This window comes from Demequina sp. (assembly GCF_047975725.1).
Classification (GTDB): Bacteria; Actinomycetota; Actinomycetes; order Actinomycetales; family Demequinaceae; genus Demequina.
Map to the genome: position 1 here is coordinate 1 of NZ_JBKEED010000031.1, position 21,572 is coordinate 21,572.

Annotated in this window: 14 protein-coding genes and 2 tRNA genes; 6 read left to right on the top strand and 10 right to left on the bottom strand. The window is 67.3% G+C overall.

The window, feature by feature from the left end:
• Positions 1–104 precede the first annotated feature (104 nt).
• Positions 105–175, top strand: a tRNA-Cys gene (locus ACK5NO_RS11390).
• 1 nt (position 176) lies between these two features.
• Positions 177–251: transfer RNA gene (locus ACK5NO_RS11395), tRNA-Val, on the top strand.
• Positions 252–312: 61 nt separating this feature from the next.
• Here the strand turns inward: ACK5NO_RS11395 and ACK5NO_RS11400 are convergent.
• The gene (locus ACK5NO_RS11400; protein ID WP_416812797.1) at positions 313–906 is read right to left on the bottom strand and encodes a DUF1684 domain-containing protein; all 594 of its coding nucleotides are present in this window, start codon (positions 904–906) and stop codon (positions 313–315) included.
• Between the two features lie 162 nt (positions 907–1,068).
• Here ACK5NO_RS11400 and treY point away from each other — a divergent pair, with 162 nt between their 5' ends.
• Both treY and treZ read left to right on the top strand, forming a co-directional pair.
• Complete coding sequence (gene treY, locus ACK5NO_RS11405) at positions 1,069–3,582, top strand: malto-oligosyltrehalose synthase (protein ID WP_416812798.1); 2,514 nt, start codon at positions 1,069–1,071, stop codon at positions 3,580–3,582.
• Entirely contained in the window at positions 3,582–5,321 is a 1,740-nt protein-coding gene (gene treZ, locus ACK5NO_RS11410) for a malto-oligosyltrehalose trehalohydrolase (protein WP_416812799.1), read from the top strand. Before treY ends, treZ begins: the two co-directional genes overlap by 1 nt.
• Before the next feature lie 7 nt (positions 5,322–5,328).
• On the opposite strand, the gene ACK5NO_RS11415 is transcribed toward treZ, so the two are convergent.
• The 4 genes from ACK5NO_RS11415 to gndA are packed head-to-tail and all read right to left on the bottom strand — an operon-like array spanning position 5,329 to position 9,600.
• Positions 5,329–5,853, bottom strand: coding sequence for a class I SAM-dependent methyltransferase (locus ACK5NO_RS11415; protein WP_416812800.1), 525 nt, complete (start codon positions 5,851–5,853; stop codon positions 5,329–5,331).
• A 9-nt stretch (positions 5,854–5,862) separates the two neighbouring features.
• A complete protein-coding gene (gene zapE, locus ACK5NO_RS11420) occupies positions 5,863–6,858 on the bottom strand; it encodes a cell division protein ZapE (protein WP_416812801.1) in 996 nt (331 codons plus the stop codon).
• A 43-nt stretch (positions 6,859–6,901) separates the two neighbouring features.
• Positions 6,902–8,143, bottom strand: coding sequence for a carboxylate--amine ligase (locus ACK5NO_RS11425; RefSeq protein ID WP_416812802.1), 1,242 nt, complete (start codon positions 8,141–8,143; stop codon positions 6,902–6,904).
• 20 nt (positions 8,144–8,163) lie between these two features.
• Entirely contained in the window at positions 8,164–9,600 is a 1,437-nt protein-coding gene (gene gndA / locus ACK5NO_RS11430; protein ID WP_416812803.1) for an NADP-dependent phosphogluconate dehydrogenase, read from the bottom strand.
• A 105-nt stretch (positions 9,601–9,705) separates the two neighbouring features.
• Here gndA and ACK5NO_RS11435 point away from each other — a divergent pair, with 105 nt between their 5' ends.
• A complete protein-coding gene (locus ACK5NO_RS11435) occupies positions 9,706–10,266 on the top strand; it encodes a DUF3000 domain-containing protein (protein ID WP_416812804.1) in 561 nt (186 codons plus the stop codon).
• A complete protein-coding gene (locus ACK5NO_RS11440; protein ID WP_416812805.1) occupies positions 10,263–11,510 on the top strand; it encodes an HRDC domain-containing protein in 1,248 nt (415 codons plus the stop codon). The genes ACK5NO_RS11435 and ACK5NO_RS11440 overlap by 4 nt, the downstream gene beginning before the upstream one ends.
• 32 nt (positions 11,511–11,542) lie before the next feature.
• Here ACK5NO_RS11440 and ACK5NO_RS11445 read toward each other — a convergent pair whose 3' ends face one another.
• From ACK5NO_RS11445 to ACK5NO_RS11465, 5 genes are all read right to left on the bottom strand, one after another.
• Positions 11,543–13,516: a hypothetical protein gene (locus ACK5NO_RS11445; protein WP_416812806.1), complete on the bottom strand. Its 1,974-nt coding sequence runs from the start codon at positions 13,514–13,516 to the stop codon at positions 11,543–11,545.
• A 132-nt stretch (positions 13,517–13,648) separates the two neighbouring features.
• On the bottom strand, positions 13,649–15,505 hold the full coding sequence (dxs, locus tag ACK5NO_RS11450; protein WP_416812807.1) for a 1-deoxy-D-xylulose-5-phosphate synthase: 1,857 nt from the start codon (positions 15,503–15,505) through the stop codon (positions 13,649–13,651).
• 81 nt (positions 15,506–15,586) lie between these two features.
• Positions 15,587–18,400 carry an aconitate hydratase gene (locus tag ACK5NO_RS11455; protein WP_416812808.1) on the bottom strand — a complete coding sequence of 938 codons (2,814 nt, stop codon included), beginning with the start codon at positions 18,398–18,400 and terminating at the stop codon, positions 15,587–15,589.
• A gap of 65 nt (positions 18,401–18,465) precedes the next feature.
• The gene (locus tag ACK5NO_RS11460) at positions 18,466–19,665 is read right to left on the bottom strand and encodes a class I SAM-dependent RNA methyltransferase (RefSeq protein WP_416812809.1); all 1,200 of its coding nucleotides are present in this window, start codon (positions 19,663–19,665) and stop codon (positions 18,466–18,468) included.
• The gene (locus ACK5NO_RS11465) at positions 19,662–21,563 is read right to left on the bottom strand and encodes an APC family permease (protein ID WP_416812810.1); all 1,902 of its coding nucleotides are present in this window, start codon (positions 21,561–21,563) and stop codon (positions 19,662–19,664) included. Before ACK5NO_RS11465 ends, ACK5NO_RS11460 begins: the two co-directional genes overlap by 4 nt.
• Positions 21,564–21,572 lie beyond the last annotated feature (9 nt).

Sequence of the window (21,572 nt, forward strand, 5' to 3'; positions counted from 1 at the left end):
GACGTGGCTCAGTTGGTAGAGCATCACCTTGCCAAGGTGAGGGTCGCGGGTTCGAGTCCCGTCGTCCGCTCGTAGGTTCCTTGCCAGCTTCAGTTGGCGACCACGGTGGGTTGGCCGAGAGGCGAGGCAGCGGCCTGCAAAGCCGTATACACGGGTTCGAATCCCGTACCCACCTCGGGCGATTGGCGCAGCGGTAGCGCGCTTCCCTGACACGGAAGAGGTCACTGGTTCGATCCCAGTATCGCCCACCAGACACGAGGCCGGCCCGGAAGGGCCGGCCTTTCGTGCATGCTGGCGGCAGGCGCATCGGCGCTACGACGGCATCAACTCCCCCACGGCCACCTCGGCGTCAAGTCGGTTGCCGGAGCCGGGAAGCGGACACACCCATTCGCTCGAGTACGCGCATGACGGCTGGTACGAGAAGTTCAGGTCGACGACGAGTTCCCGTCCAGTGCCGCCAAGGTCCGCCCCCTTCACGGTGTCGAGCACGTAGCGGCCGCCACCGTACGTCACCGCGCCAGCGCCACCGTCGCGCAGCGGCAAGAAGATGCCTCCGCCGTACGAGTCGAGCCACCACACGTCGAGGGTGCCGAGGCCGGGAAGTTCCACCTTGCCGATGCGCTCGAAGGGCACCAGGCCGTCCGTCGGCGTGGGCACCTCGCGCCTGTGCACGGGCGCCGGCTGCACCTCGACGACAAACCGGTAGGCCGGATCGTAAGTGGCCACGCGAGCACGAAAGCCATCCCGTTGGCCGAGAGGCACCGGGGATGCAGCGTGGCCCGCCAGAAGCGCGTCACGGCCCGCTATCCAGCGCCGATGCGCCTGCTCGGGTGCGCTCAAGGCGCGCACCTCGCGGTAGAGCTCGGCGACGCGCAGTCGCCAGTCGCGGACATCCCAGGTATCCATCTCACGACCCTAGTCGCGGCCGCGCGAAGGCGACGCGCGGGAATATCGACGTGGACACCGAGGTCTCTACCGCCTGACAGGGGCGGACGCCGCGGATCGGAGACCGCGGGACCGCCATCTGAGAGGATGAAGCGAAAACGCAACGATTGGGGCGGATACTCGATGACGGATGCCAGCCATGAACGTGCACGCAGAAGGGGTCACCGGGTAGACGCGCCGGTTCCCGGCTCGACCTACCGGTTGCAGCTCAGTGCAGACTTCACCTTCGCCGATGCGGCGGCCAGGCTGGACTACTTCGCTCGCCTGGGGGTGACGCACCTGTACCTCTCCCCCATCCTCGAGGCCGCTCCAGGCTCCACCCATTATTACGACGTGGTCGACCACTCGAAGGTCGCGCAGTCGCTCGGTGGCGAGGACGCGTTGCGCGACCTGTCGTGGAAGGCTGGCGAGCGCGGCATCGGGCTCATCGCCGACCTGGTGCCCAACCACATGGCCGTTCCTACCCCCGCCTTCCATAACCGTGCTCTGTGGGACGTGCTCACGCACGGGGAGGACTCCGACCACTCACATTGGTTCGACGTCGACTGGTCCAGCGGAGACCCGGTGCTCATGCCCGTGCTCGGACAGCGCATCGGCACCGTTCTGGCCGCGGGCGAACTGTCGATCGAAACCATGGTCGTACCCGGGTGCGAAGACGCCGGTGAGGTGCCCGTGCTGCGGTACTACGAGCACGTGTTCCCCATCAAGGAAGGCACTGAGAACCTGCCGCTCGCCGACCTGGTCGATCAGCAGCATTACCGCCTGGCCTACTGGCGGGTCGCCAACGAGGAACTCAACTACCGCCGCTTTTTCGATGTGGGTTCGCTCGTGGCCGTCCGCGTCGAGGACGAGGACGTCTTTGATGCCACGCACCGCGTGATCGTCAACCTCGTCAAGGACGGCACGCTCCAGGGCTTGAGGATTGACCACCCCGACGGCCTCGCGGATCCCGCTGGCTACCTGCAACGCCTGCACGACGCGACGGACGGTGCGTGGGTGGTCGTAGAGAAGATTCTCGAGGGAGACGAGCAGCTTCCCGGGTCGTGGCGCACCGCGGGCACCACCGGCTACGACGCTGCATGGCGGGTGGGGGCCCTGCTGCGCGACCCCTCAGGCTCGTCGCCCTTGGCCGCGACGCTGCACCGCGTGACGGGTGACGCCATGGGCACCTTGCCCGACCTCATCGCTGAGGCCAAGCGCGAGATTGTCAAGGAATCGCTGTCGAGCGAGGTGCACCGCCTCACCACCATCGCTCACCAGATCTGCCACTCCGATGTGCGCCTGCGTGACCACACGTGGCGTGCGCTGTACGACTGCCTGCGCACGCTCTTGGTGACCTTTGACCGCTACCGCGCCTACGTAGTCGCGGGCGTGACGCCCAAGCAGCCGTCGCTGGATGCCATCGACCACGCCGCCGAGCGTGCGCGTGGCGTGCTCGACGACGAGCGCCACGAGACTCTTGACGTGGTCGTCGACCTACTCAAGGGCGCCGAGGTGGGCTCCGCAGGGCGCACGGGCGACGCCAACCGGCGAGAGCTCATCACGCGCTTCCAGCAGGCGTGCGGCGCCGTGATGGCCAAGGGTGTCGAGGACACGACCTATTACCGCTGGACGCATCTTCTGTCGCTGTGCGAGGTGGGTTCGCCCGCAGGGCGCTTCTCGCTGCCGCCCGCTGGCTTCCATGCCTGGGCGGATGAACAGCAAGTGGTCTTCCCGCATGCCATGACGTGCCTGACTACCCATGACACCAAGCGCTCCGAGGACGTGCGGGCGCGACTGTCGGTGCTATCGGAGGCCGCTGAGGAGTGGGACGCGACGGTGGTCAGCCTGCAAGAGGCGACCGCACGCATTCGCCCGTCGCTCCTGGATGGCCGCACGGAGAACCTGTGGTGGCAGACCCTCGTGGGCACCTCCGACTCCCAAGGATTCATGGAGTGGGACCGTCTTGAGGGCTATCTCATCAAGGCCATGCGCGAGGCCAAGACCACCACAACCTGGACGGCGGTGGACGCCGACTACGAGTCCGCAGTGCTGTGGTTTGCCCAGTCCACCCACGCGGACCCCGAGGTGCGCACGATCGTGCGCGCCTGGCACAAGGAGACGGCAGCGGGTGTCCGGTCGGCGACCCTCGCGATGAAGCTCATTCAGTTGACGATGCCTGGCGTGCCAGACGTCTATCAGGGCACCGAGATGGTGGCGCCCTCGTTGGTTGACCCTGACAACCGTCGCGCGGTGGACTTCGAGACGTACGCGACCGCCCTGACGCGGCTCGACACCCGCGCCAAGCCGCGCACCTTGGCCGAAGAGAAACTCCTGGTCACGTCCCGTGCGCTGCGAGTGCGCAGGGACCACCCTGAGGCCTTCGTGGGCGACGAGTGCGACTACCACCCCCTGCCGTCGAGTTCGGGCCATGCGGTGGTCTTCTCACGCACGGCAGCAGGCATTCCCTTGGCCATCACGGTCGCCACTCGCTTGGGGCTCGACCTCGAGCGGCTGGGCGGATGGCGGGATCACACGGTGACGCTGCCCGAGGGAACCTGGATGGACACGCTGTCGGGGCGCACCTTTGAGGGCGGTGCGGTGGCGCTGTCCGACCTGCTCGCGGGCCTGCCGGTCGCGCTACTGGTGGCCGCCTGATGCGCCTGGCAGTCTGGGCCCCGACGGCCAATGCGGTGGTGGCCGTGATCGGTCCCGCCGACGGCGAGCGGGTCAAGGCCCGTATGGAGCGCGGCGACGACGGGTGGTGGCGGGGGCCGGACGTGCCTCACGGCACCGATTACGCCTACGAAGTCGAAGGGGATGGCCCCTGGCCCGACCCCCGTTCCGCCTGGCAGCCCGCGGGCGTGCACGGACCGTCCCGCACCTTTGACGCCTCACGGCACGCCTGGCGTGACGGTGACTGGACCGGCGTGGACGCGTTGGGTGCGGTGTTCTACGAACTACACGTGGGCACGCTCACGCCGACCGGCACCCTCGATGCCGCCATCGCACAGCTGGCGGACCTCAAGGCCATCGGCGTCGACATCGTCGAACTCATGCCCGTTGCCCCGTTCCCCGGCCGACACGGCTGGGGCTACGACGGCGTCTCGCTCTACGGCGTCCACGAGGCCTACGGCGGCCCCGAGGCCCTCCAGCGCTTTGTCGATGCCGCCCACCGTCGCGGCCTGGGCGTCTGCCTTGACGTGGTCTACAACCACCTGGGGCCCGACGGCAACTACCTGTCGAAGTTTGGCCCGTACTTCACAGACGCGCACGACACCCCCTGGGGTTGGGCCGTCAACGTTGACCAAGCCGACTCCGAGGGCATGCGCCGGTTCATCTGCGACAACGCCCTGCGCTGGTTCGAAGACTTCCACATTGACTGCCTGCGCCTGGATGCCGTCCACGAGATCCGCGACGACTCCGACCGGCACATCCTCGCGCAACTGTCAGACGAGACTGCCCACCTGAGCGAGCGACTGGGCCGCCCGCTATCGCTCGTGGCCGAATCCGACCTCAACGACGCGCGCATGGTCACCCCCACAGCCGAGGGTGGCCTGGGGATGACCGCCCAGTGGAACGACGACGTGCACCACGCCCTGCACGCCTACCTCACCGGCGAGCGGCACGGCTACTACGTGGACTTTGGCCCCATCGAGGTGCTCGACAAGACCTTCCGCGAGGTGTTCTGGCACAACGGCACCCACTCCCCCTTCAGGGGCAAGACATGGGGCGCTCCCGTGGCGCCAGAGGTCGACCGTCGCCGGTTTGTTGTGTGCGCCTCCAACCACGATCAGGTGGGCAACCGTGCCATCGGAGATCGCCCCGCCTCTACGCTCTCGCCTGGTGCCCAGGCCGCCTCGCTCGCCCTCGTGCTGCTGTCGCCCTTCACACCCATGATCTTTATGGGCGAGGAGTACGGCGAGACCCGCCCGTTCATGTTCTTCACCGACCACGACGAGCCGCTCGGCAGCGCCGTGTCTGAGGGACGCATGACCGAGTTCGCAGGCCACGGCTGGGAGGCGTTGTACCGCGGCGACGTGCAGGTGCCCGATCCCCAGGATCGGCTCACGTTCCTGCGTTCCAAGCTCGGCTCTGGGCTGGGCGCGACGACAGCCACGAACGACGTCATTGCGGCGTGGTTCTCAGAGCTGATCGCGTTGCGCGGCCGCATTGCGCCCCGTGCGGCCTGGCAGGCTCATCCCGCCGGTGTCGCAGAACTCGCGCCACGCGTGCTCGCCATGAACGGCCCACTTCGGGTCATCGCGAACCTGACGGAGCAGCCGTTCGAGGTGGAAGTCGGCCAGGTCCTCGCCGTGTTTGGCGAGTCGAGCGACACCTCGGGGAGCGTGCGACTCGCACCAGACACGGTGGTCGTCACCGAGCCGTTGCCCTGACCCGCTCTCAGGGGCGAGCCGTCACCGCGTAGCTCCACGGGGCGACGCGCGCTCCCCCACGGGCGATGTGCACCTCGGCGTAGTCGGCGAACAGGTGTCGCAGCCCATGTTCCGTGAAGCGCCAGAAGTCGATGGGCTCGTCGTGGAGCGGGTAGATGAACGGCACGGTCACCAGCGTGACGCCACCGGGCCGCAACGCCCGCGCAATCCCCGCAACCGCCGCGGCTGGCTCCGCCACGTGCTCGAGCACGTTGGCACACAGCACCGCGTCGAACTCACCGTCGTACTCCATGGCCGTCACGTCGACGACGGCATGGCCGAACGCAGGGTTGAAGTCTGACCTCACGACGTCACACGACGGATCAAAGAGCTCGGCACTGGAGTACGGGTACGCACCGTTGACCTGCTTGCCCGAACCAATCTCAAGGACCCGAGCGCCACGCAGCTCGCTCGCAAACTCGGCGATCCAGCGCCGTTGCCGTGCCCGGCCTCGCGTCACCGCATGAACCACGTGCCTTCCGAGCGTCTTCACGCTCACACGCTAGCGGTGCTCGGGCTCCCCCGCCACCATCGATAGCAGGCGTGACAGCGCACGGTAGTACTTCTTGCGGTAGCCACCACGGAGCATGTCTTGCGAAAAGATCTCGCCCAGCGAATGCCCAGACGCCACGATGCGCACGTCTCGGTCATACAGCCGGTCCACGAGCGCCACGACTCGGAGCGCCTGCGCCTGGTCGGACAGCGGCGCCACCCCTCGTAGCCCGAGCACACCGATCCCGTCGACGTACGGACCAAACCGGCTGGGGTGCACGTGCGTCAGGTCCGCCATCAGCGCAGCCCAGTCCTCACACGCACCGTCGGGCCCACCGGTCGCCTCAAGCACCCGATCCACCGTCGCCGGCGCAGGGAACGTCAGCGCCCCACGGCCGCGGTAGTCCGGGCCATCGATCGTGATGACCTCGAACACGCCCGACAACGCCTGAATCTCGCGCTTGAAGTCGTCGGCGGCAAAGCGCCCTTGCCCCAACGACCCCGGCACGGTGTTGGAGGTCGCTGCCAAGGCGACACCCGCATCGGCTAGTTCCCGCATGAGCCGCGCCATGAGCACGGTGTCGCCCGGGTCATCGAGCTCGAACTCGTCGATGCACACCAGGGAGAACTCCTGCAGCGCAGCCCTCGTGGCCTGGAAGCCCAGTGCCCCGACCAGGTGCGTGTACTCGACGAACGTGCCAAAGGCGGCCCGCTGTCCCACCTCGCGCGCGAGCGAGGCGAGCAAGTGCGTCTTGCCCACCCCAAAGCCGCCGTCGAGGTAGACGCCCCTGCCTCCGCTGGATCGCCGCAGCGCGCCAAGGCCCTTGCGCCCCACGCCCTTGCCGAACGCGCGCATCGCGGCCTGGGCCGCCTCTTGACTGGGGAAGTCCGGGTCCGGCACGTACGTGTCGAAAGAGGCGTCGGCAAAGTGCGGCGGTGGCGTGAGCGCCGCAATCAGTTCTTGCGGTTCCACACGGGGGCGCCGTCCGACAAGTCTCGACGTCATGCCCGCGTACTTCCGCTCAGAGTGCCCCTGCACCACACAGCGACTAGTGGCCCGTCGCCGTCGGCTCGGGGTAGTACTCGCGGTACTTGCGGCGGTAGTTGAACGTGAGCAACGCGATCGTCACGCGCCGCTTGAACGACGAGTCCGCGGGGTTGTGCAGCGGACGCGCCACTGAACGCTTGGCAGCCGCGATCACCCGCGCACGCAAGTCCGCGTCAGGCAAGTAGCGAGTCAGCAGTCCCAGCGGCACCACCGAGTAGAGCACCTCGCGCGTGGAACGCACCTTCTGAATGGGAGTGCCATCGAGGTCCGCCGCGACGTGATCGGCGGGGTTGGCTCCAGCAGCGGTGACGTACCAGTTGTTACGGCCAATACGCGGGTTGACCTCGAAGAACACGTGCTCGCCCGTGCGCGGATCGCGCTTGTAGTCGGCATTGGCAAAGCCCCGGTAGCCGATGCGCTCAAGGTAGCGCTCCATCGCATCCATCGCGTCCGTGTAGGGCTCCGTCAGGATGGCAGCGGGGACTCCAAGCGTGCCAGGGGTGTGTTCCTCGAGCAGCACTCGACCGGTGCTGAGCAGCGTCACCTCGCCCTTGGCATTGCGGTAAGCCGTCAGCGAGCGCATCTGGGTCTCATCGCCGGGGATGAAGTCCTGCAGTAGGTACGTGCCCGCATAGCCACTCGCGGCGATGTTTGCCAGCAGCGTCTGCACCTCGGCCTTGGTGGTCAGGTGCTGAACCTTCTTCTTGCCCGGGTACTCCACGCGGTAGTGCTCGGAGGACGAATTGGCTTTGCCGACCACGGGATACGTCAACGAGTCCAGGCTGCCGTCAGGGACAGCAGCGCCGTCCTCGAAACGCACCACGATCGTCCGAGGGACAGGAATCCCCAGGGCCTCACAGTCCGCTTGGAAGGCCGCCTTGGACTCGACACGGGCGAAGACCTCCGCCGAGCACATCGGGATCTCGTAGTGGGGCTCCAGTTGCGCCCGGCGAGCGATGATCGACTCGACGTACCAATCGGCGTTCGACAGCAACACCAAACGCTCGCCTGCGCGCTCCTTGGCGAGGTCGACCAACGCGGTGACGAGCGCATCGGCGTTGTCAACGTCAGCAATACGGACGTCCGCGATGCGCGTGTCAGCGAAAGCACGGGTCTGGAGCTTGGCGACCACCACACCACGCACGCCCGAGCGCTCGTGGAAGGCGCGCAGCAGCGCGTACGCGCCGATGTCGCCTCCCACGAGGACAGGAACCATGGGCTTGGCCTGGTTGTGCTCCCCCACGTGACTCTCCTCGCGTGCGCTCAGGCCTCGACCTCGGAGCGGTCATCCGACCACAGCGTGTGGAAGGTGCCCTCGACGTCGATCCGCTTGTAGGTGTGCGCGCCAAAGAAGTCACGCTGACCCTGGATGACTGCGGCAGGCAGGCGCTCGGCGCGCAGCGAGTCGTAGTACGACAGCGACGAGCCGAAGGCCGGCACGGGCACGCCCGCCAGGGCGGCCTGCGAGACCACCCGACGCCACGCGGACACGCCGTTGGCGACGGCACCCTGGAAGTACTCGTCCACCAGCAGGGTGGGCAGCTCGGGGTTGCGGTCGTAGGCCTCGGTAATGCGGTCAAGGAAGCGAGCACGAATGATGCAGCCCTCACGCCAGATCTTGGCCATGTCACCGCGGTTGATGTCCCAGCCGAACTCCTCCGAGGCCGCCTGAATCTGGTCAAATCCCTGCGCGTAAGCGACCACCTTCGAGGCGTACAGCGCCAGACGAACGTCCTCGATGAACCCGCTCTTGTCGCGGATGTGGAACTCGCCTGCATTCGCGGCAAGGACGCCACGGGCGGCCTCACGCTGCGCGGTCTGCGAAGAGATGGCGCGGGCAAACGTGGCCTCGGCGATTCCGGTGACCGGAACGCCGAGGTCGAGCGCGGACTGCACGGTCCAGCGGCCGGTGCCCTTCTGGCCGGCCTGGTCGAGGATGACGTCCACGAGTGCGTGGCCCGTACGGGCGTCCTCGTGACGGAGCACCTCTGCGGTGATCTCGATCAGGAAGGACTCGAGGTCGCCTTCGTTCCAGTCGGCAAAAATGTTGCCGATCTGCGCGGGAGTCAGGTCGAGGCCCGCACGCAACAGGTCGTAGGCCTCACCGATGAGCTGCATGTCGGCGTACTCGATGCCGTTGTGCACCATCTTGACAAAGTGGCCCGCACCGTCGGGGCCCACGTGCACGCAGCAAGGGGTGCCGTCCTCCGCCTTCGCGGCGATCTTCTCGAGGATGGGGCCAAGCGTGACGTACGACTCGGCGGGGCCACCGGGCATGATCGAGGGGCCCAGCAGGGCGCCCTCTTCACCGCCGGAGACGCCGGAGCCCACAAAGTGAAGGCCCTGCTCGCGCAGCGCGGCCTCGCGGCGGCGGGTGTCCGCGTAGTGCGCGTTGCCAGCGTCGACAATGATGTCGCCCTGGTCCAGCAGCGGGATCAGTGCGTCAATGACGGCGTCCGTGGGGCCGCCCGCCTGAACCATGATGACGACCTTGCGGGGCTTCTCCAGCGCCGCGACAAAGTCCTCGAGTGACTCGGCACCAATGAAGGCGCCCTCGTCGCCGTGCTCCTCGATCAGCGAGTGCATCTTCTGGGGGGAGCGGTTGTGAACCGCCACCGTGAACCCATTGCGAGCGAAGTTGCGAGCCAGGTTGCGGCCCATCACCGCGAGTCCTGTCACACCGATCTGAGCAAGCGCCATTATCGCGTCCTTATACATGCGGGGTCGGGGTACGCGGCCTAGCCTAGTGGCCGCAAACCGCGTGGCGAACCGTGGCGCACGGGGTCACGGCCATAGGCTCGACGCATGGCCCACGATGCTGCGCAGGCACCGCCTGTCTTCCTGGAGGCGCTCGCGTCCCTGGGACGCGCTCGCACACGGGGCGACGTCACCCTCGTGGAGACCGCCGCGCCGGGGCGCATCGCGCCCTATGCGGCAGCCATCGACGGCGAAGTGATCTCTGACGAGGGAAGCGCCTCAGGGAGGTTCGTGTTGTTGCACGACCCCGACGGGCAAGAAGCATGGGAAGGCGACTTCAGAATCGTGACAGTGGTGCGAGCACAAGTGGATGTGGAAGTGGGCGGAGACGACCTCTGGTCGGACGTGGCATGGTCGTGGCTCACCGATTCCCTTGAGGACACCCCTGCCCGCGCTGTCGCGGGGACCGTGACCAAGACTCACTCGCGCTCCTTCGGGGCTCTCGCCGAGCGTCCAGAAGAAGTCCAGGTGGAGATGCGCGTCTCGTGGACACCCCATGACAACGATCTCGAGCCTCACATTGTCGCGTGGGCCAACCTGCTCGCGATGTCCGCAGGGCTACCACCGGTGCCCCACGGCGTCTCGATGCTGCCGGGAGCGGCCCAGTGAGCGAGGCGGAGGAGTCCGTCGTCGCGCCCACCCCCCTCGTGGAACCGGCAGGAGGCGTACCTCCAGTCATCGCCGACCATGCCGCGCTCGAACAGATGGCTGCGGCGTTCGCAGCAGGACACGGGCCCGTTGCGGCGGATGCCGAGCGTGCGTCGGGCTTCCGCTACGGCCAGGCGACCTACCTCGCACAGTTCAAGCGTGCGGGCGCGGGGATTGCTCTGATCGACACCGACGCCCTCCCCGACCTCTCGATTCTCAATGAGGCCTTTGGTGACGCCGAGTGGGTCTTCCACGCAGCAAGCCAGGACCTTCCCGGCATGCACGACCTGGGCCTGACTCCCGCGCGGATCTTCGACACCGAGCTCGCGGCCCGTCTGCTCGGCTGGCCCAAGGTGGGGCTCGCGGCCGTGGTCGAACGTGAGTTGGGCCTGGCACTGGCGAAGGAGCACTCCGCTCAGGACTGGTCCACACGTCCTCTGCCTCACGAGTGGCTCGTCTATGCGGCGCTCGACGTCGAGGTGCTCATCGAGGTCAGGGACGGCCTTCACGGCCACCTGGTGGAGGCCGGCAAGCTCGAGTGGGCCCTCGAAGAGTTCGAGGCGGTGCGCAACGCCCCGCCTGCTGAGCCCCGAGTCGACCCCTGGCGACGCACTTCCGGCTCGCACCAGATCCGCGACCAGCGCGGCCTCGCCATCGTGAAGTCCTTGTGGGAGGCCCGCGACAGGGAGGCCCAGCGCCGCGACACCTCTCCCGGCAGAGTGCTGCGTGACGCCGCGATGGTGTCTGCCGCACAGGCCAAGCCCGCGAACCTGGACGCGCTTCTCCAGGTGCGCGAATGGCAGTCCAAGGGAACGCGCAGGCGCGCGTCGTTCTGGTACCCCGCCATCGAGGCCGCCATGTCGGCTCCCGAGTCGCAGCTGCCGCCCAAGCGTGGCCCGCAGGGCGACGGTCCGCCGCAGCCGCGCATGTGGAAGGACAAGCGCCCTGAAGCGGCCGCTCGTTTGGCTGCGGCCAAGGACGTCATCACTTCCCTGGTGGACGCGCACGAGATTCCCGCGGAGAACCTCCTCCAGCCCGATGCCCTGCGCCGATGCTGTTGGGAGTATCGCGATGGCGGTGAGGAGTGGATTCGTGGCTTCCTGACCGGCCGCGGCGCGCGCGCGTGGCAGGTGAACCTCGTCTCTGGACTACTGGCGCAGGCCTTCGAATCGGCCAGCGCGGCGCCGGCCGAGGACGCCAGCTAGGTCGACCCCCGCGCGCGCATGATGCGGCTCGTCTAGGACTCCAGGGAGAGCAGTTCGTTGCCTTCGACGATCATCAGGTGTGAGCCAAACGGGCTGACGCTCTGATCCTCATCGAGGTCCATTGCCCAGTTCTCTGACAGGTCGTCGAAGCCCACCGAGATGAACTCGTCTCCATCCAGAGCAAACAGCATCGACTTTCCGAGCCACACCCCCTCGACAGTGGCCCTGAACGAGTCGACGATCTCGCCGCTGCTCATCGAGACCTTGAGAATCTCGCCGTCACCGGAGATGTAGGCATAGCCGTCCTGCACGCCGCTCACGCCGGAGTGCTCCGCGTCGAGGTCCTTCTCCCACACCGGTTCGCCGGTGCGCAGGTCGATGTGGTTCATGCTCTCGTAGAACCAACCGTCGTTGCCGTCACCCACCCACAAGTAGCCATCGGTCGTCGACAGACTCTCGGCCTTGACGGGGCTGTCCCACGCGTCCTTGCCCTCGGCGTCGATCGCCATGATTTCGGCAGGGTCCTCGTCGTCGTACTCGATGCGCACCAGGACGCCTGACAGCTCGATCACCGTGGTGTTGTCATCGAGCTGTCGCGAAAAGGCCGTCGGCTCTCCTGTGACCCGGTCGAGTGCCACGTACTCGTCACCACGGACGGTGAGGAAGTCAGGCTCGAAGCCCACGTAGGCGTAGCCGTCGACGTCGACCTCCCACGACGGGTCGCCAGCGATGTTGGTGATGTCGTAGCGCGCGACCGTCGTCGATGTGCCGTCCGGATCCTCCTCGACGAGGTAGAACTCTCCACTGTCCACGTCGGCCCGCGCCAAGCCGCCATCGACCTTGACGGAGCCCACGATCGTGCCCTTGTCCACGTCCACCACGACGAACTCGTCGTACGGCTCGGCTCCCGCGACGGCCATCGAGACCACTGCATGCCTACCGTCACCCGCGTCGACGACCTCGAGGTCCACTGCGTCGCCGCCCCAGAGGTCGGCCAGCGACAGCGACCAGCGCTCCTGACCGGTCACCAGATCGACCATCGCGACGGTGGGTTCAAAGTCCGGCGAGACGGGCTTCGACAGTCGGTTCTCGCCGTACTCGAAGCCGCTTCGAGCATCGTTGTAGCCGTCAATCATGCCGCCGTCAGTGGCCGCATCCGGAGACCACACGTCCGACTCGCCGGGCCAGAACTCCTCTTCGTCCGGGTACTCGACTTCCCAGGTCGTGTCGTTGCTCCAGGCGTCGTACGCCTGCTCGTAGGCCAGTCCGGCATCCCACCCTGTGTCGTATTCGGCCTCGTAAGTGGACGTCCATGTCACGTCGTAGTTCCAGTACGGGAGCGAGGCGGTGTCCGCCTCAAAGGTCACAAAGTCGAAGTTGGGTGCCACGAGGACGCGGTCGTCCCCGACCACCGCGTACGACACGTATCCGGCGTAGCCCGGTTCGATCCCGAGCGCCATGTCGAAGGTCCACCCCACGGCGGGCTCCGTCGCCATGTCCGCCACTCGCAGTCCCGTGTCACGCTCCGCGCTGCGCCCACCAAGCAGGTGCATGCCGGCAAAGATCCCGACACCGAGAATCACCACCACACCCGCAGCGACACCAGCAATGAGCGCGGGCTTGCGTGCCGCTCCCGGCACCCGCGGCGCGCTCGGCGTTGCCACATCGGCGACCTCCGCATCTCGCGGTCCATGGCCCAGCCCGGCCGATGCGGCGGTTGAGCCCCACGCCCCTGTGTCCGGGGCGATCGGGGGCACGGTGGTCACAGCCGGTGGCACGTAGGAGCCGTCGGGTGCTTGCACCCATTCCTGGAAGGTCCCGTCAGGCAAGCGCCGGAAGTACGCAGGCGCTGCGGCCTCGCGCGGGACAAAGTAGCCGAAGGCACCGTCGGGGAGCTGCTGGAAGTAGAGCACCGACCCGTCCGGTTGGCGCTGCTCGCACAGGTAGCTGCCGTCCGGCTGGAGGATGTACTCCCCCGCACCCGCTCCGTTGCCACTTTCCGTCATCACGGACGACCCCCTCAAGTCGTATGCCGAGCGCACCCATCGGCCAGGCTCGTGGTGCGCAATCGCATAGGAACCTATCGGTGCATCACTGGGATGAGCAATGTGCGATATCCCACATCGTCCCTGGTGCCGCTACGACAATGCGCCCAGCGCGTCCTGAGCAATCACGGAAGCCTCGAGTCCAACGGCTTCGATGATCTGATCGCGTGAGGCGTGGTCGAGGAACTGCCGGGGAATTCCCCGGTGGAGCCACTTGGCGTCGACTCCAGCGAGGCGCGCGTACGCTGCCCACTCTTCGCCCATGCCCGCGTCGGTGAGTCCGTCCTCGACAGTGACCACGAGCTCGGCATCGCCGATGACCTCGAGCAGCGCCTGCGGCACGGGATGCACCCACGTGGCTGTCGCTGCGAGCGTCTCCACTCCCTCAGCGGAGATCTTCTCAGCCGTATCGATCGCCGTCGCGGCCATCGAGCCCAGGCCAAACACCACCACGCGAGGCTGGTCGCCATGACGTGCGAGCACGTCGATGTCCTGATGCGACTCGACCGCGACGAGGTCCTCGCCCACGGGCCCCTTGGGGTAGCGCACCACGGTGGGCGCGTCGCTGACGTCGACGGCCTCGCGGAACGCGCGGCGCAGGGTGCTCGCGTCGCGGGGTGCGGCCAGACGCAGGCCGGGCACGTGCCTGAGCAAGGCCATGTCCCACATGCCGTTGTGGCTGGGGCCGTCGTCACCCGTAATACCGGCTCTGTCGAGCATGAACGTCACGCCCGCGCCATGCAACGCCACGTCCATGAGCACCTGGTCGAAGGCCCTGTTCAAGAAGGTGGCGTAGACGGCGAACACGGGGTGGAGACCGGAGAACGCAAGGCCCGCCGCGCTGGTGACCGCGTGCTGCTCGGCGATCCCCACGTCGAGCACCCGATCGGGGAACTCTTGGGCCATGGGCTGGAGCCCCACGGGAGCGAGCATGGCCGCGGTCATGGCCACCACATCGTCGCGTTCGCGCGCAACCTCGAGCATCTCTTCGGCGAACACCTTGGTCCACCCGAACCGGCTCGGCTCGACAGGCAGCCCCGTCTCGGGGTGGATCTTGCCCACGGCGTGGAAACGGTCTGCCACGTCTTCCTCTGCAGGAACGTAGCCCCGACCCTTCTGGGTGAGCACATGGACGATCACGGGGCCGCCGTATTCGTGCGCGTGGCGCAGCGCGGCCTCCACCTGAGGCAAGTCATGACCGTCGACCGGACCCACGTACTTGAGTCCCAGGTCTTCGAACAGCCCCTGCTCGGCGATCAGACCTTTGAGGGCTCGCTTGCCGTGCAGGACTGACTGGTAGGTGAAGTGACGCAAGCGGCCGCGGTTTTCGAAGTTGCGCTTGCCCCAACCCAAGACCTGTTCGTAGCGGGGGTCAGTGCGGATGCCGTCCAACCTGCGGGCAAGACCGCCGATGGTCGGTGCGTAGGAACGGCCGTTGTCGTTCACCACGATGACCACGCGGTCCGACGTCTCGGCCACAGAGTTCAGCGCCTCCCACGCCATACCGCCTGTCAGCGCGCCATCGCCGATCACGGCCACCGTGGTGCGGTCGCGCTCTCCCCTCAGCGTGCGGCCACGAGCAATACCAGCGGCCCAGGAAACGGCCGTGGACGCGTGCGAGTTTTCGACCACGTCGTGCTCGGATTCGCTGCGCTGCGGGTAGCCCGCGAGTCCTCCGCGCTTGCGCAGGTCAGCGAAGTCACGCCTGCCGGTGAGCAACTTGTGGACGTACGACTGATGGCCCGTGTCGAACACGATCGTGTCGTGCGGCGAGTCGAACACTCGGTGCACACCGATGGTGAGCTCGACGACACCCAGATTGGGACCCAGATGTCCACCCGTCTTGGAGACCGAGGCCACCAGGTACTGCCGGATATCTTGGGCGAGTTCGGTCAACTCCGCGGCGCTCAGCCCGCGCAGGTCTCGCGGCGATTCAATGCGCTCGAGCACGGACCCTCCTTCGCGATCTGGTCTGTCCACTGTACGAGCATCAAGGCGGTGGGCGGTGCGGACACCGCCCACCACGCCTGGTCAGGCGACCAGCGACCTCAACACGTACTGGAGGATTCCACCGTTGCGGAAGTAGTCCGCCTCGCCAGGAGTATCGATACGGACAACCGCGTCGAACTCGACGACCGACCCATCGGTCTTGGTGGCCTTGACCGGCAGCGTGCGCGGGTGCTCCCCTGCGCTGAAGGCAGCCACGCCCACAATGTCGAAGGTCTCTGTGCCATCAAGTCCCAGCGAGGCCGCGCTCTGGCCCGTGGGGAACTGCAGCGGGAGCACGCCCATACCGATCAGGTTGGAGCGGTGAATGCGCTCGAAGCTCTCCGTGATGACCGCGCGCACGCCCAGCAGGCTCGTGCCCTTGGCGGCCCAGTCACGAGACGAGCCCGAACCGTATTCCTTGCCCGCGAGCACCACGAGCGGGGTGCCCTGTGCCGCATAGTCCTGCGCGGCGTCGTAGATCGTGTCTTGCTCGCCCTTGATGAAGTTGAAGGTGTAGCCACCCTCGACGCCGTCGAGCAGCAGGTTCTTGAGGCGAATGTTGGCGAAAGTGCCGCGGATCATGACCTCGTGGTTGCCACGGCGCGAACCGTAGGAGTTGAAGTCGCGACGCTCGACGCCGTTGTCGGCAAGGTACACGCCAGCGGGGCTGTCGGCCTTGATCGAGCCTGCGGGCGAGATGTGGTCGGTCGTGACGGAGTCGCCCAGCAGCGCGAGAACGCGGGCACCGGCGATGTCCTCGACGGGCGCGGGCTCCATCTCGAGGCCCTCGAAGTACGGGGGCTTGCGCACGTAGGTCGAGTCCGCCTCCCATTCGAACGTCTTGCCATCCGGAGTGGGCAGGCCCTTCCAACGGGAATCTCCTGCGAACACATCGGCGTAGTCCTTGGCGAACATTTCCTCGGTGATCGAAGACTGCACCACCGACTCCACCTCTGCGGCGTCGGGCCAGATGTCCGCGAGGAACACGTCGTGACCGTCCGCGTCCTGGCCGAGCACATCGGTCTCGAAGTCAAAGTCCATCGTGCCGGCAAGCGCGTAGGCGATGACGAGCGGCGGCGATGCGAGGTAGTTCATCTTCACATCGGGGTTGATGCGGCCCTCGAAGTTGCGGTTTCCGGAGAGGACGGACACGACTGCGAGGTCGTGCTCGTTCACCGTGTCCGAGACCTCCTGCGGCAGCGGACCGGAGTTTCCGATGCAGGTGGTGCAGCCGTAGCCCACCAGGTGGAAGCCGAGCGCCTCGAGGTCGGGCCACAGCCCGGCCTTCTCGTAGTAGTCGGTGACGACCTGCGAACCAGGCGCCATCGAGGTTTTCACCCACGGCTTGACGCTTAGGCCACGACGGTTGGCGTTGCGCGCCAGCAGCGCCGCGGCGAGCATCACCGAGGGGTTCGACGTGTTGGTGCACGAGGTGATCGAGGCGATCACGACTGCGCCGTGGTCAAGCTCCGTGACAGTGCCATCGGCGAGCGTGAACGGCACCTTCTTGGTGGGCCGGCTCGCCACCACTGCGGCCGATGCGGGCTGCGGCTCGGGCTCGTCTCCCGCGTGGGCCTCGGCGGCGATGGGGTCGGACGCGGGGAACGTCTCCTCGACGGACTCGTCGAGCCCGTGCAGTTCGTGCTCCTCGTGGCTCGCGTAGTCGAGGATCGAGCGGCCAAAGGACTCCTTGGCCACGGACAGCTCGATGCGGTCCTGCGGGCGCTTGGGGCCCGCGATCGAAGGCACCACGGTCGAGAGATCGAGCTCGAGGTACTCCGAGAACACGGGCTCGATGTAGCCCTCGGCGGCGGGGTCGTGCCACATGCCCTGGGCCTTGGTGTAGGCCTCGACGAGTGCCACCTGCTCCTCGGAACGGCCCGTGAGCTTGAGGTAGTCAATGGTGACGCCGTCGATCGGGAAGATCGCGGCGGTCGAGCCGAACTCAGGCGACATGTTGCCGATCGTGGCGCGGTTGGCCAGAGGCACAGCGCCCACGCCCTCGCCGTAGAACTCGACGAACTTGCCCACCACGCCGTGCTGGCGCAGCATCTGGGTAATGGTGAGCACCACGTCGGTCGCGGTCGCCCCCGCAGGGATGGCACCGGTGAGCTTGAAGCCCACGACCTTGGGGATCAGCATCGACACGGGCTGGCCGAGCATCGCGGCCTCGGCCTCAATGCCACCCACACCCCAGCCGAGCACGCCCAGTCCGTTGATCATCGTGGTGTGCGAGTCGGTGCCCACGCACGAGTCGGGGTAGGCCTGGACGGCGCCGTCGACGTCGCGCGTCATCACGCCGCGTGCCAGGTACTCGAGGTTGACCTGGTGCACGATTCCGGTGCCCGGGGGCACCACCTTGAAGTTGTCGAAGGCGGTCTGGCCCCAGCGAAGGAACTGGTAGCGCTCACGGTTGCGCTCGTACTCGAGGTCCGTGTTGCGCTCGAGCGCGTCGGAGCGTCCGAACACGTCGATCACGACGGAGTGGTCGATGACCATCTCGGCGGGCGCGAGCGGGTTGATGACGGACGGGTCGCCGCCGAGGTCGACCACGGCCTCACGCATGGTGGCGAGGTCCACGACACACGGCACACCGGTGAAGTCCTGCATCACCACGCGGGCGGGCGTGAACTGAATCTCGGTGTCAGGCTCCGCCTGCGGATCCCACGCGGCGAGCGCCTTCACATGGTCGGCGGTGATGTTCGCGCCATCCTCGGTGCGCAGGAGCGCCTCAGCAAGAACCTTGAGCGAGTACGGGAGCCGCTCCAGTCCGGGAACCGCGTCCAGGCGGTAGATCTCGTACTCCCGGCCCACCACGTCCAGTGTGGCCTTCGCTCCCAAGGTGTTCTCGCTCATGCACTCTCCTCCGTAGCAGTCCGCCGCCCATCCTATCGGCCCGCAAGGACCGTTCGATGCGGGGGTCAGGACAGCGTGAAGGTCGCGACAGTCTCGACGTGGTGAGTCATGGGGAACAGATCGAAGGCCTGGGCATCCACGAGCCGGTATCCGTGCTCTGCCAGCAGCGATGTGTCCCGAGCGAGGGCAACGGGATCGCACGCCACGTAGACGATGCGCTCGGTCCGCGTCCCGGCGAGTGCGTCGATCGTGCGCTTGCCTGCGCCCGAGCGCGGCGGGTCGAGCACGACAGCGTCCTGCTGGCCGATGCCCGACTCGAGCGCGCGGCGCGCGTCACCGTGGACGATGCTCGCGTTGGCGTGGCCGTGAAGGTTGCGCTTGGCCGCACGAGACGCGCCGCGATCGGTCTCGACGGACACCACCTCGCGCCCCGTCGCGGCGAGCGGGAGTGTGAACAGCCCCGCGCCTGCGTACAGGTCCGCGACCCGGCGGGCATCACCCACGCGTGCCAGCACCTCACCCGCGAGCACGCCGGGCGCGGCCCGGTGCACCTGCCAGAACCCGTCAGCGTCGACCTTGAAATCAAAATCCTCGCCGTCGAGCGTCACCCGCTCGTGCACCGAACGTGCCGCGTTGGGGCGTTGGTCGACCTTGCCGGCCCGCCAGGGCCGGCCATCGACGGTGACCCGTACGCCACCGTCACTTCCCTGCGCCACGCCAATACGCGCATCGGCCGGATACCGCGTGCCCAGCAGAGCCGCTTCCACCTCAGGCACCGCGAGCGGCATGGCGTTGAGCGCCAGCAAGCGCTGGGACCTGAACACATACATCGCTGCCCTGCCCTGCACATCCGCGGTGGCGGTCACTCGGGTGCGGTAGCCCAGCCCTCCGGTCTCGTCGTCCCCCGGTGCGGCCTTCACCGTGCCAGGAAACTCCTGCCGCGCAAAGCGCTCGAAGGCCTCGCGCAGCACCGCGAGTTTCCAGGCGCGCTGCGCGGGCAGCGCCACGTGTGACAACTCAGCGCCACCCACTCCCCCGGGACCGGCCAGCGGCCATGCCGGCTCGACCCGGTCGGTCGACGGCTCGAGGATCTCGACGGCATCCGCACGCCAGAACCGAGCATCGTCGCCACCCTCAGTGACCACGGCCTCGACCACTTCGCCAGGCAGCGCGTGCCGCACGAACACGGCGCGGCCGTCGTAGCGAGCGATGCAATGCCCGCCGTGTGCGGGCGCGCCAATCTCCAGGCGGATCGTGTGACTCACGGCAGTTCCTCATTCGGGGTGGGGGGCACCTCTTCCACAGCGGTGGCCTCACGCGCCGATTCCAGGTGCCATGGAACGGCGCTCACGACGACGGAGTTCAGCCCCAAGAGTTGGCCGCGCAGGCGTTCCGTGGACTTGTTGTGCAGCGACCGCTCCCACCAGCGGCCGACGATGTACTCGGGGACGTACACGACCACCACGTCGCGGGGACTGCGCCGGTGAATCGACCGGACGTACTCCATCACGGGCTCCACCAGGTCACGGTAAGGAGAGTCGAGAATCACGAGCGGAATCCCGGAATCCATCGTGCCCCAGGTGCGCTGGAGCTCCCTGGCCGCCTCGGGGTCCATGCGCACGCCCACCGCTTCGAGGGTCGAGTGGCGAGCCGCCTTCGCGTAGGCGATGGCGCGCATCGCGGGGCGGTGAAGTTGTGCCACGAGCACCACGCCGTGGGTAGCGCTCGGTAGCGCGACGTCGAGGTCACGCGGCTGGAGGGTGACGTCTGCACGCACCGCGGCGTAGTGACGGTTGATCGCGTGCATGATCGACACCAGGCAAGCGATCAGCACGATCGCGACCCACGCGCCGTAGACGAAGTTGAAGATCGCCACGATGAGCAGTACGGCAGCGGCGACCACTGCCGCCGTGCCGTGCAGGACGCGCTCGAGGGCGAGACTGCGCAAGACCTTGCGTTCGGTCGCCAACTGAAGCTTGTCGGTGCAGCGGTGCACCATCGCCACCTGACTGAGCACGATGGCGGTGAAGGCTCCCACCACGTACATGTGGATGAGTTGTTCGATATTCGCACCAGTGACAGCGACCACGATTGACGCCGCGACGGCCACCGTCAGGATGCCGCCGCGCACGACGATGCGGTCGTTCTTCATCGACAACTGGCGGGGCAAATACGCATCCTTCGCAAGTGCCGAGGCAAGCGTCGAGAAGCGCCGGAACACGGCCGATGCGGCGGCCCAGAGAATCGCACCCGCGGCGAGCGCGACGAACCACAGCCAGTACGGCTCGCGCACGATCCGCTCAGCCGTCTGCAACAAGATGGGCCCGTCTGCCCAGCCCGTGATGCGGTACGACCACGCGAGCATCGAGACGGCCATGAATCCCACGGCGGAGGTGATGACGGCAATCAGCAGGGTTCTGCCTGCACGCTTGCCCTGCGGCTCGGCGTGATTCGGGGCCGCCGAGGCGAGGTGCTCGATACCCGTGACCATCACGGCGCCGGAGGCGATCGCACCCGCGTAGGCGATGAGTACGGTGAGGGTGGTCGGCGGGTCTGCAGGAATGGGCGCCGAGGCGTCAGCGCCCTGGCGCGCGATGCCGAGCACCACCAGCAGGCCAAGCATGACCACAAAGCCGAACCACACGATGATCAGGACGCGTGCCCGGTCGCGCATCACGCGCAGGCTCACGAGCGTCATGAGCCCCAGGATCCCTACGCCGATGAGGGAGGCCCAGTCCTGCAGGGATGGCACCAAGAACAGGATCAGTTGCGTCAGCGCCGCCACCGAGACGGCAACGGTGAAGAGATAGTCGATCAGCAGCGAGGCGCCGGTGACCACACCCGCACGCCTGCCGAGGATGTCGCGCACGGTGCCGTAGTCCCCGAGCCCGTCGGGTCGCGCACGGACGTTCGCCCGGTAGGCGAAGCCCAGCAAGAGCATGATGAGCACCACGCCCGCCGCCATGTAGGGGATCGCTCCCTGCTGGCTGCCCCGGCGCAGGGCGTCCACCACGGCATCTGGCGCATAGGCCACCGCAGACAGCATGCCCGCCCCGAACACTGGCAGCGCCAGGCGCGTGCGCAGAGTGACAGGCGTCAGCGCATCGGTCGCGATGGGGTCGCCGAGGACCAACCTCCGCAGACCCAGCAGAATACGTCGCACGTCGCACCA